Source organism: Winslowiella arboricola, assembly GCF_025527015.1.
GTDB classification, from domain to species: domain Bacteria; phylum Pseudomonadota; class Gammaproteobacteria; order Enterobacterales; family Enterobacteriaceae; genus Erwinia; species Erwinia arboricola.
The window spans coordinates 329909-342903 of the sequence record NZ_JAODIM010000040.1 but is presented as its reverse complement, the minus strand read 5'-3'; the positions used below and the strand labels follow the sequence as shown (position 1 = coordinate 342903).

The window sequence follows — 12995 nt, the reverse complement described above, 5'->3', positions numbered from 1 at the left end:
ATTTATTTCTGCAGTGCAGTGTGCTGTTGATTGGTTAATTATGATAACTGATTTGACTTTGTTATTAGCGCTGAGCTTATCTTCAGCGCAATTTATTATATTTTATTTTTTATTAGTATGAGTTAACTGTATTTCTAAATATTAATGGTAATCTGTTGCGCATTGTTTGTTCATCAGAATTATCTGTTTATTATGATCACTTTCCGTGTATGGAAACACATACTCGCCCTGATGGTGCTGACTGGCGCGCCGGTGTGGGCCGCGCCGGTGACGCCCGCTGAGCGTGGCCAGCAACAGCAAACTCAGCATTCACTGTTACAGCAAAACCAGCAGCAACGTGAAGAACTTAGCCGCAGTTTTATGTTGCCAAAACCCGAAAACAATCGTCAGCAAAGCAATGATCAACGCTGCTTTATTATTCACTCGATTCAGATTGAGCAGGCGACATTATTACCATTATCGGCGCGTGAACATATTACGCGTCCGTTTATCAATCAGTGTCTGGGTATCACAAAAATAAGTCAAATAGTGGCGCAAATTTCCGACTGGTATATCAGTCGTGGCTATGTCACCAGTCGGGCTTTTTTGATCGAGCAGGATCTCAGTTCTGGTGAGCTGCATATCCCGGTGCTGGAAGGAAAATTGCAAAAGATCGTGATGGATAATGTGCCATCGCGCCAGTTGTACATGGCTTTCCCCGGTCTGGAAGGCAAGGTGCTTAATCTGCGCGATATTGAGCAGGGAATGGAACAGATTAATCGCCTGCGCAGCCAGCCCGCACAGATAGAAATTTTACCGGCCGATCAGGCGGGCTACTCGATTGTTAACCTGACGGCAACGCCAGAATTTCCGTTAACTGCATCCGTCGGTTTCGATAATAGCGGCCAGAAAAGTACCGGTGTTGGCCAGCTAAATGCCTCGCTGGTGGCGAATAATCCGCTTGGTCTGGCCGATAAATGGTTTATCAGCGGCGGACGCAGCAGCGACTTTTCCAGCGCTGGTGATGCCAGCAATCTGCAAACTGGCGTCAGTATTCCCTGGGGCTATGGCTTACTGGACTACAGCTATAGCCGCAGTGACTATCGCAACACCTTCGAGAATCAGGGCTTTGCGTGGTACTCCCATGGTGACAGTCAGGTTCATCGCCTGACCGGCAACTGGGTGGTGTTTCGTAACGGTGATATGAAGACCGGCGTGATGACCGGTATCAGCCACCATATCAGTCGCAACTGGCTGAATGATGCCCTGTTGCGAAGCAGCAGCCGTAAACTTACCAGTCTGCAATTCGGCATTAACCATACGCAAAAACTGGCGGGCGGTGTCGCCACCTTTAACCCGACCCTCAGTCGCGGTGTCAGCTGGTTTAACGCCGAAAACGACGGCGATAAAACCGCCGACCTGCCCAAAGCACAGTTCCGTAAATGGAGCCTGAGCGCCAGTTTTCAGCGCCCGCTGGCGCAGGATCTCTGGCTGTTAAGCAGTCTGTATGGCCAGTGGTCACCGGATCGGCTGTACGGCAGCGAGCGCTTAACGCTGGGTGGCGAAAGTTCCGTACGCGGTTTTAAAGAGCAGTATCTATCCGGCGATAACGGCGGCTATCTGCGCAACGAAATCAATTACACCCTGTTTACTTTGCCGCTGATCGGCCAGGTCAGCGTCCTTGCGGCAGTGGATGGTGGCTGGCTGCAACAGGATCACTATGATCCCTGGGCATCCGGCACCTTATGGGGCAGCGCTATCGGTCTGGGCACCACCAATCGCTATGTGGCAACCCAATTTACCCTTGGTATCCCGGTGAAGTATCCCGACTGGCTGGCACCAGATCATCTTACCGCTTACTACCGTATTTCTCTGGTGTTTTAAAAGGCAATGGTTATGGAAAATCGTCTTCACCCACTGCGTCTCCCGCAACGCCTGCTGAGCTATCTGATTTGCGGCTTAATCGCCTGGCAGCCACTGCTGCCGGCAATTTCGGCCAGCATTAATCCGGTCAATGGCAATACGCAGCTGGACAAAGCGGGTAATGGCGTGCCGGTACTCAATATCGCCACGCCGAATAAAGCGGGTATTTCCCATAACCAGTTTAAAGATTACAACGTCGGTAAAGAGGGGTTGATCCTTAATAACGCCACCGGCCAGCTGACGCAAACACAGCTGGGCGGCCTGATCCAGAACAACACCAATCTGACTGCCGGCAAAGAAGCAAAAGGCATTATCAACGAAGTGGTGGGAGCTAACCGCTCTCAGCTGCAGGGTTATACCGAAGTGGCGGGTAAAGCCGCCAACGTGATGGTCGCCAACCCCTATGGCATTACCTGTAGCGGCTGTGGTTTTATTAATACGCCTGGCGCCACCTTAACCACCGGCAAACCCTCTTTTGACAGCAACGGCAATTTGCAGGCGCTGACCGTCAGCAAGGGCACCATTACGGTTGAAGGTCAGGGGCTGGATGCCAGCCAGAGTGACGCGCTATCGATAATCTCCCGCGCCACTGAAGTGAATGCGGCGATTCATGCCCGAGATCTGAAAGTGATTGCTGGCGCCAATAAAGTGGCGGCAGATGGCGGCGTCACCGCTATTGCGGGCGAAGGCATTGCGCCGACGGTCGCGGTAGATACCGGCGCGCTCGGCGGAATGTATGCCAACCGTATTCATCTGATCTCCAGCGATAAGGGCGTGGGGGTCAACCTTGGTAACCTTAATGCCCGTCAGGGCGATATGGTGCTGGATGCCAGTGGCAAACTGGCGCTGAATAACAGCCTGACCAGCGGCACGCTGACAGCCAAAGGCGCCAGCGTCACGCTGAGTGGCGATAACAAAGTCAGCGGCGGCGCAACCGTCACTGCGCAGCAGGATCTCACGCTGCAAAATGGCACGCTGGTCAGTGATAAAAGTATCGCGCTGAGTGGCGGCGAAAATGTGCGGCTCAGCAACGCGAAACTTACCGCTGGTGCTGATATTCAGCTGGCTGCGGGTGATCTGACGGTAGATACAGCCAGCACCGCCGACGCCACCGGCAACATTAGTGTCAATGCGCAGCGTAGTATGAATAATGCCGGACAACTTACTGCCGGAGCGGATATCGATCTGCACGCCGCCACTGCCAGCAATAGCGGTACGCTGGTGGCAAAAAAACAGCTCAGCAGCCGTAGCGAGCAGCTGACCAACAGCGGCAAACTGGTGGGGGATACGCTGGATATCGACAGCAAGACGCTGAATAACCGTGGCGAGATGCTGGCGGGCCAGCAGCTGAAGATTGCGGCCAGCAGCCTGCAACAGAGCGGCACGCTAAATGCTAAAGGCAGCGCGCAACTGGCGGTCAGCGGAAAAATCGTCAACGCGGCGGGCGGCAAGATCAGTGGCGATCAACAGTTGCAGATCAGTTCGGCGGCGTTAGTCAATAACGGCACCCTGCTGGCAAATGACTTTGCACTGGATAGCCGCGAGATCGGCAACAGCGGTCTGATACAGGGAACGCAGTCGCTAAGCCTGCTTAGCGACCAGCTGGACAACCTGACAACCGGCAGCATTTACACGGCGGGCGATCTGACGCTCGATCTGCCGCAGTTTACCAACAGCGGTTTGCTGACCAGCGACAGCGCTATGTATCTGAGTGGCGACCGGCTAACCAACGATGGAGAGATTAACGCCGCGACACTGACGGCGGATAACCGCCTGTTTAACATTGGCGCGCAAGGGTTAATGCTGGCGAGCGGTACGATGCAGTTAAATCATACTCAGCTGGATAACGCCGGACAGCTGGCGGCAAATCGGCTCGACCTGCATGCTGGCACGCTAAATAACAGCGGCAAGATTATCGGTCAGCAGGCGGTTGACGTTGAATCCGCCACCGTCGATAACCGCGGCTGGCTGATTGGCAAAGCGCTGACGCTGAAGGGCGATCTGGTGAATAGCGGCCTGCTGCAGGGGGATGAGAGTCTGGGGTTGCAGGGCGACCAGCTGGTTAACGCCAGCGAAGGCCAGTTGCTTACTGGCGGCAACGCCACTATTGCTGCGGATAGTCTGGAGAACCGTGGTCTGGTGCAGGCGGATGGCTTGCAGGTCACTGCCCGCCAGTGGGATAACCGCGGCACGGCTCTTGCCACCAGTACGCTGAATGCTGAACTGACCGATAAGCTGGATAACAGCGGTTCGCTGCTTAGCAGTGGAGATATCACGCTAAATGGCGGTACGCTGACCAATAGCGGCAGTGTGCAGGGTAAAACCCTGACCATCACACCGGCACAGGTCATCAACCGTGGCGCGCTGATCGGTCTGCAAGCGCTAACGCTGGGCACGGCACGGCCTGCGATGGGGCGTATGGCGTTAGCTGCACCGGCGCAGGAGCTGCGCAACGAAAACAACGGCACGCTGTTGACCCAGGGAACCCTGACGGTAAATGGCGGCACCGTCACCAACAACGGCAGCTGGCAGGGACAGCAGATCCTGCTGCACGCCCAACAGCTAAATAATAACGGTTCTATCCAGAGTGCAGGCGATTTGCAACTGGTGCTCAGTGACAGCCTGAACTCGGCGTCGGGCAGCAAAATCAGCGCCAGCGGCAATGCCGCATTGCAGGCGCTGGCGCTGACCAGTCAGGGGGAATGGATCGCCAAAAATCTGACGTTAACTGGCGGCACGCTCAATAATGATGGCGTAATAAGTGGTGTGGAGAGCCTGACGGCAGATCTGAGCGGAGGTTTTACTCAGCAGCAGAACAAAACAATGTTAAGCGGCGGCACGCTGACACTCAATGCCGCCTCGGTAAACAACCTGGGAAGTTTGCAGGGCGATACGCTACAGATTGGCAGCGGCGTGCTGACCAACAGTGGCCGCTTACAGGGTGATAATGGCCTGACGCTAAATCTGACCGGCAACCTGACCAACAATGCCTCCGGCACGCTGCTGAGCCAGCAAGGGGTGAATCTCACCACGCCGAACCTGATTAACTACGGTCTGATTCAGGGCGGGGCGACCTCGACGGTCGATGCCACCAGCAGCGCGCGCAATGAAGGTAAATTACTGAATAGCGGTCAGCTGACGCTGACCACCGCGCAACTGATTAACAGCGGCTGGTTGCAGGCAACCACGCTAATTCTGAATGCCGCTAATGCGACTAACAGCGGCACCTTACTGGCGGAACAGCAGGGCACGCTGAGCGGTAATACACTGACTAACCAGGGCGTCACGCAGGGCGGTAATCTGGCGGTCAATTATCAGCAGCTCACCAATAGCGGTACGCTGCTGGGCAATAGTCAGCTAAATGTGACGGCGGCACAGGTGACGCAGCAGGCGGCGGGCAAACTGTTTAGCGGCGGCAATCTGCTGCTGACCAGCAACGGATTCGACCAGCTGGGTCTGGTGGTGGCGCTGGGCGATGCAACCCTGAAGCTGGTAGATGCCTTTACCGGCCGTGGCACTATCGCTGCCGGGAATCGCCTGACGGTCAGCAGTGATGGCAATTTGCTGAATAGCGGCGTTATGCAGGGGCAGGGGCTGACGTTAACCGCTGGCGGCACGCTGACCAATAATGGTCAGCTGACCACTGGCAGCGCCGACAGTGCGCTAAGCGGTAGTCAGATTGCGATGAACAGTGCCGGCTCGTTGCAGGGCGGCGGCAATGTTTCCCTGACCAGCCGGGGCAATATCACTCTCAATGGTTTTACCGGCACCAAAGGCACCATGACGCTGACGGCGCCGGGCAGCATTATCAATACCGCGCTGCTGTATGCGGGCAATAATCTCTATCTGCTGGCGAACAGTATTAAGAATCAACGTGGCGATATCCTCGCCGGTAATAGCTTATGGATGCAGCGCGATGCAGCGGGGAATGCCAATACTGAAGTGGTCAATAGTTCCGGCACCATTGAGACCAATAACGGCGATATAACAATTAAGACCGGGCATTTGTTGAATACGCGGGAAGGATTGAGCGTTACCTCAACAACGCAAAAAGCATCTGATGTGCCAGAGGGAACAGGTGCGGCTACCGTGGATGTCCGTTTGGGAGACCTGGATGAAAGTGAGCTGGGTTACAACCTCAGGACACGCGAAAGTGGTGGGAGTGAAGCTAACGGCGCTGGCAAGCACGAAATTAGATATTACACTCTGGCGCCGAATGAACTGGGAGCTGTGAAACGTTATTTGTCGGAAATTTTGACTCTCGAAGTGACTGCAACAGGCGGTAGTGGACGTATTGCCTCAGGACGTAACTTAGATATTACTGCCACAACACTGGATAACCAGGCCAGCGCCATTCTGGCTGATAAAATGATTACGTTACGAGGCAGCTCACTAAATAATGCATCCTGGTTGAATAGTGTTCGAAATACATATTTAACTTATCAGTTTGATGGCCAGCCAGCGACATACGAACTGGATGAAGATCATGGGATGACCTATTTTGCTGGACTGCCGATCGTAACGAATACCCAGGTTCGGGTTAATAATTTAGATTCACATGTCACTTACCGTCTTGCCAGCGCACCTGAGTATGAAACCCTGTCGACTGGCGGCAATTATCGTTCTGTTATCCAGGCAGGGGGGACAGTTAACGCCAGTTTCAGCAACAATATCAGCAACACCAGTACCAACGCCAATGCAGGCGGCATCAGCAATATACTCGCCGCACCTTCGCTCAATACGCTGAGTCAGGCCGGTATCAGTGGCGCGCAGCAGAAGCAAGCGCTGTCTGGCAGCGACAAAGTAACGATAGATTCGCCACAGTGGCACGATCAGTTGCAGGATGCGCTACAGATAATCAGTGGTGGCGATCCACTGGCTAATTCGGGTACCTCCGGTAATTTGCAGGGAAAATCGGTCGACACCAGTGCTTACCCACTTCCAACCAGTAATAGCGGCTATTTTGTAACCTCGGGCGATCCGAAAAGTCCCTACCTGATTACTGTTAACCCGAAGCTAAATGGTCTGGGGGAATTAGATCAGAACTTATATGGCGATCTGTACAAGTTACTCGGGCAACAACCGACGGGGGCGTCGCAGGAAACCCGCAGCCAGTATACCGATGAGAAGCAATTTCTTGGTTCCGCTTATCTGCTCGATCGCCTGCAACTGAATCCCGAATATGATTATCGTTTTCTGGGGGATGCGGCTTTTGACACGCGCTACGTCAGCAATACCGTGCTGAACCAGACAGGTAGCCGCTACCTTAATGGCCTCGGTTCTGAGCTGGATCAGATGCGTTACCTGATGGATAACGCTGCGGCCGCACAGCAATCGCTGGGGTTAGAATTTGGCGTGTCGCTCACCGCCGTCCAGGTGGGGGCGCTGGATCACAGCATCATCTGGTGGGAAGCGAGCACAGTCAATGGCGAGACGGTGATGGTGCCAAAAGTTTATCTGTCGACAAAAGATGTGGCGATAAATAACGGCAGTGTGATCGCCGGTAATAATGTGGTGCTGGAAGCGGGTGTCGTTACCAATAATGGCAGTACGTTAATCGCTGCAAATGATCTGACTGTTGATAGCCAGAATAGCGTCAGCAATCTAAATGATGCGTTGGTTAAAGCTGGCGGTAATCTGCAACTGAGCGCCCTGGGCGATATTAATAATATCGGTTCCGCTATCAGCGGAAAAATGGTCGCTCTGGAAAGCACCAACGGCAGCATTAATAATATCACCAAGGCTACGCAGTGGCAGTTTAATAGCTCAGAGGAAAGTGGCGAAAAAGTTGGCCTCAGCCATACCTGGCTGGGTAATAGTGCTGCTATTACCTCGCTGGACAGTCTTACGCTGAACGCCGGGAAAGATATTGCCATTACTGGTGCGGAGATTAAAGCAGGCGGTGACTTACAGATGAATGCCAGCGGTGATATTGCCATCACGGCAAATACCATCAATGACACTCAAAGCCAGTCTGGATTTGCTTATAACGCCCGAAAACAAGTGCAAAGCTCCAGTAGTACCGACATTCGCCATGAGGGCAGCACCGTGACTGCTGGTGGCAATCTTGGGATAAGCGCTGGTAATAACCTGACTGCCAGCGCCAGCGCAGTGGATGCGGGTAAAAATGCCAGTCTGACGGCGGGCAATGATCTTAATCTGCAGGCAAAAACGACCCAGCAAGCCAGCAGTAAAGGCAATGCTGAATCACATGCCAGCGGACTGGATCGCGCCACCCTGACCAGCGGCGGCGATCTGACACTAAAAGCCGGTCGCGACCTTACCAGTCAGGCGGCAGCGATGGCGGCGGAAGGCGATGTGGCGCTACAGGGCGGACGCGATATCAATTTGCAGGCGGTGGCGACCACGTCTGGCAGCAGCTATTACTCAGGCAATAAAACCGAAATCGATCAGTCGGTACGTCAGCAGGGGACGGAGATTGCCAGCGGGGGGGATACAACCTTACAAGCCGGGCGTGATATCAGCAGTGCGGCGACACAGGTCACGGCACAGCAGGATATAGCGGTTAAAGCGGGTGGCGATATTAACCTCACTACGGCTAACGAAAGTGACTATCACTTTGACGAAGAAACTACCGTCAAAAAGCGGCTCTTCTCGAAAACAACGACGCATACCATTGCTGAAGATTATCAGACGACGGAGAAAGGGACGCAGCTCTCTGGCAAGTCGATTGCTATTAAGGCGCAAAATGACATCACACTTACTGGCGCTTCGGTCGCCGGTGAGACCGCTGTGACTCTTGATGCAGGAAATAATCTTAATATTGAAGCGGCTACTCAGACTGAATCAACTTACCGGCTCCATGAGGTGACCAAAAGTGGCCTGATGAGTGGTGGCGGTTTGGGGATTACTATCGGAAAACAATCAGCTAAAGGTGAATACAGCGGCGCACAGGTCACGCAAAGCGACTCACGCAGCATGGTTGGCGCGGCTGGTGGTAACGTTACCCTTAGCGCGGGTAATAATCTGGTTATCAAAGGAAGTGATGTGATTGCCGGACGTGCCGCTAATGATACTCAGGGCGCTACCGGTAATATTAATGCCGCTGCACAGAATATTGCGATTCTTGCTGGCCAGGATCAGGTGCGTGAAAGTTATACACAAGAAGCGAAGAGCAGCGGAATTGGTTTGTCGCTTAGCGTAACAGCGCTGGACAGCTTACGTAATATTCGCGATGCATTGCAGTCATCAGGCTCTGTCTATCAGCAAGTTAAAGCGGTGGGAAATGAACTCGGTGCGGCATCGCTGGATAATCCCAGTGGGTTCAGTCTGACCTACAACAAATCTTCCAGCAACGCTTCGCAAGCCAGTGAAAGTCTGTATCAAAGTGGCAGCACACTCAGTGCGGGGGGCGATGTCAGGCTTACCGCCGTTGCCGGTAAAGCCAATGCAAGCGCAGGTAATATCTTGCTTGAAGGTGGGAGTATCGTCGCCGGAGGTATTGCATCTTTGCAGGCAAGTGGTGATATCGCGATTATTACCTCCAGCGATAGCCAGAAAGTAACGAGTAACAGCCAAAGTAAAGCGATGAGTCTCACCAGTTCACCATCGCTGGGCGCGCTGGCGCGTATGGGCGGAAATTCACCTAATAACGGTGACCCCGGTGTCCCCTTTGGTCTGCAAAAACAACAGGAAAATAGTGACGGCGCTTATCTGACGCAGCATGCATCATCCATCACGGGTAATGCGGTGTCGTTAACCAGTTCTGATGGTGATATTACCCTCGCGGGCTCTACTTTAACTGGTGTACAGGGTGTGAATATCACCGCCGCCAATGGCAATGTGAACATCATCAGCGGTGATAATCAGCAACTTACCAGCTCCAGTGGCAGCAGTACAACCCTGGGGGAATTAGGCGGTGATGGCTACAGCGGCACCGTTGGCTGGGGTAATTCAGCCTGGAAGAACGTCAGTGAGGGGAATCAACAGAGTTCAGTACGCAGCGGCATCGTCAGCGAACAGGGCGATGTCCATATTGTCGGGGCAAAGGATGTTCTCTTGCAGGGAGCAGATGTTTACGCAGGTAAATCTCTGGATATTGCAGGTCGGAATATCGAGCTGCAGACCGCTCAGGATAATGAAAAGAGCTCCAGCAACAGCCACTCGACACAGTATGGCGTTACCACTGCGGTTTCTGGTTATGCGGTCAGCATTGCTCAGGCAGCAGATAAAATTGCCGATGCGCGTGCAAATAATAGCGACCCCCGCTTGCAGGCGATATATGCCGCTCAGGCTGCATTAACCGCACTTTCCAGCGTTTACCAGAACACTGCGGCGGTTAAAGTGTCGGTAAGCGCCACCGCTGGCAGCAGCCATCAGTCGCAGGAGCAACAGGCTACCGCGCAGAGCGGAACAACTATCAAAGCCGATCAGGATGTCGCACTCAAAGCGGACCAGGATATTACCGGTAAGGGTGTGCAGATCGCCGGGGAAAATATTTCCCTGACTGCTGGTGGCAATATCGCATTATCAAGTGCTCAGGATACCAGTTCCCTGAAATCTGACAGCGGCGGCAATAAGTTCGGCGTGGGTGTTGGTTTTGGTCTTGGTGGTAGTCAGAATGGTTTTTCCATTGAACTGTCAGCCAGTCAGTACAGCGCCAATGCAAGCGGTAATAACCTGACTAACCATAACAGCCAGGTTGATGCCAGCAAAACGCTGACGGTTACCAGTGGTGAAAATATTACGCTTAACGGCGCGAATCTCTCCGGCAATCGGGTAGAGGTGAATGCTGGCAAAAATTTGTTAATTGCCAGTCAGCAGGACACATCAAGTTATAATAGTAAGCAGAATTCATCAGGTCTTAATGTCAGCATTTGCGTGCCGCCCATTTGCCTGGGTGCTCCGGTTCAGGGGAGCGCCAGCACAAGTGGCGGTAAGCTTTATAATGATTACGCTTCTGTACAGCAGCAAAGCGGGATTGCTGCCGGTGACGCGGGTTACGGCATTTATGTTGGCAATCATACCCAGCTGGATGGCGCAGTAATCAGTTCCACCGCCAGTGCGGATAAAAACCATCTGAGCACCGGCACTCTTGGCTGGACGGATATTGATAATCATGCAGCCCAGGCAGGTAAGGGCTATGGTGTCTCCGTCAGTTCGGAATCAATGCCGGTTGCCACCCTGGGGCAGGCGGGAAGTGATGCCACTTCCACCACTTATAGTGCGGTTTCAGCGGGCACTATTGATATCCGTAATCCGGATGCACAGCAGCAGGATGTGGCATCACTCAGCCGGGATACGGCAAATGCCAGTAATGCGCTTAATAATGATTTTGATGCGCAGAAGCTGGAAGATAAACTCACCATTCAGCGGGAGCTGGGAGCCTTAGGGCAGCAGGCTATCGGGCTGGCCTTTGATTACCAGAAAGACAAGGCGCAGAAGGCGGCGCGCGAACGGTTATCGAAGGAAGATGATGGGTTTTCTGCACTTTCCGCAGAGGAGCAGCAGAAGAAAATCGAGGCCTCGCCGGAATATCAGCAGGTCAATGATGAGTATGGTATCGGGTCAAAAAACCAGATAGTAGCGCAGGCGATAACGGGAGCACTGGCCGCTCTGGCTGGCGGTAACCAGGGTGGCGCGTTGGCGGCGGGTGCGGCACCGTTGCTGGCGCAAACCATTAAGCAGGCTTCGGAAGGTAGCGAAGCGATGCGGGTATTATTACATACCGTCGTATCAGGTTTGCTGGCGAAGGCGCAGGGCGGTAGCGTGGCTGGCGGAGCGGCTGGCGGCCTTGTGGCAGCGGTCAGTGCGGAGGAAATTAGTCAGCTGTTCTTCCAGAAAAGCGCCAGTAAGCTGAATGCGGAAGAAAAACAGCTTTTAGCTACCTTGGTCACCATTGCCAGTGCGGGCGCAGGCGGCCTGGCAGGCAGCGCTGATGGCGCAGCAGGAGCAGCCAGCGGCGCCTTTGCCGGTAAGACTGAGGTGGAGAATAACTATCTGAGTCAGAAGGACATCACGACCTTCACCGAAAAATACGCGAACGCTAAGACTGACGAGGAGAGAGAGCAGCTTCTGGCCGATCTGAAAAAACTGGATGCAGAGCAACAGATACAGGCGTTATCTACGGGAATATCGATAGCCGATCAGAAAGATGTGCTGGCAGATTTGAAGGCCCTTGCCGCATCACCGGAATGTACCGCGAAGTGTCAGGAATTGGCGGCTTACTCCATATCAGAGCTTGAGCCGGTAGCAAACAACACTCAGTTACATGAAGACAATCTTAAAAAGGGAATACTGGCGGGTGTTATTTATGCGCTGACAGTTGAGAAACCAGCATCAGCTAACTCTACTTCTGGCCTGTCTTCGTTGACGAAAGAACAGCAGCAATTAATCAGAAATGCTGAAACTATCACGACAGCGAAAGGTATACAGAATCCGTTCCCGAGGGATCTGAATGAGAAGGTCCTGTGGAATGGGGTCAAGGCTAATCCATCGGCTGGAGAGACGCTTAAAGGAATGAATAATGATCCCCGCTTCCCAGCTTCAGCGGGATTCCAGAAAATGCAGGTTACTCATGAATTACCTGATGGTTCCAATATCACAATACATTATCAATATAACTCAAATACAGGTAAGGCTTATGATATGAAAATAGTGACACCACAAGCGAATCCATTGCAGCCCGGGCCATCATTAAAGGGCAATTAATGAAAATAAAAAATGATAGATCTGAAAAAATTATTGATGTCTACGCTGTTTACTGGAGCGGCGGAGAAACTTATTTTTATGGTTTTTCAAAGGGATATAACGGGCTTCTGGCTTACAAAGCTAATAATGTAAAAATCATTGACCCTGTAATGTCAGGTGATTTTATATTCTTTGAGGGTGGGGTTTTTTATAAGCCTTTGATAGAAGAAAAGCTTCTGGATGATCTTCTTGAATATGATGAAGTTGCCTACAAACGTTTTCTTGAAATCCTGAAAGCTGAAGGTCGAATAGATCCAGACTTTTATTAGTTGAGCGATCCCGGCTTTGAGCCGGGATTTTACTAGGTAATCTAGTTAGTTACCCTTAAGTCGCGAGCCGGATGAGCATCTCTCCCGGCCGGGTGATCACCTCGATCTTCTGGC

Annotated in this window: 3 protein-coding genes; all 3 read left to right on the top strand. The window is 52.8% G+C overall.

The genetic code is table 11. From position 1 onward, the window contains the following. Positions 1 to 192: 192 nt before the first annotated feature. From N5923_RS11410 to N5923_RS11400, 3 genes are read left to right on the top strand one after another with little or no spacing between them, the layout of a single operon-like run. Complete coding sequence (locus N5923_RS11410) at positions 193 to 1863, top strand: ShlB/FhaC/HecB family hemolysin secretion/activation protein (protein WP_267143766.1); 1671 nt, start codon at positions 193 to 195, stop codon at positions 1861 to 1863. Positions 1864 to 1875: 12 nt separating this feature from the next. After that, positions 1876 to 12573 (top strand): hemagglutinin repeat-containing protein, encoded by a 10698-nt coding sequence (locus N5923_RS11405; RefSeq protein ID WP_267145235.1) that lies wholly within the window; start codon positions 1876 to 1878, stop codon positions 12571 to 12573. Further along, positions 12573 to 12881, top strand: a complete 309-nt coding sequence (locus tag N5923_RS11400) for a hypothetical protein (RefSeq protein WP_267143768.1) — start codon at positions 12573 to 12575, stop codon at positions 12879 to 12881. The genes N5923_RS11405 and N5923_RS11400 overlap by 1 nt, the downstream gene beginning before the upstream one ends. The last annotated feature ends 114 nt before the right edge of the window (positions 12882 to 12995 follow it).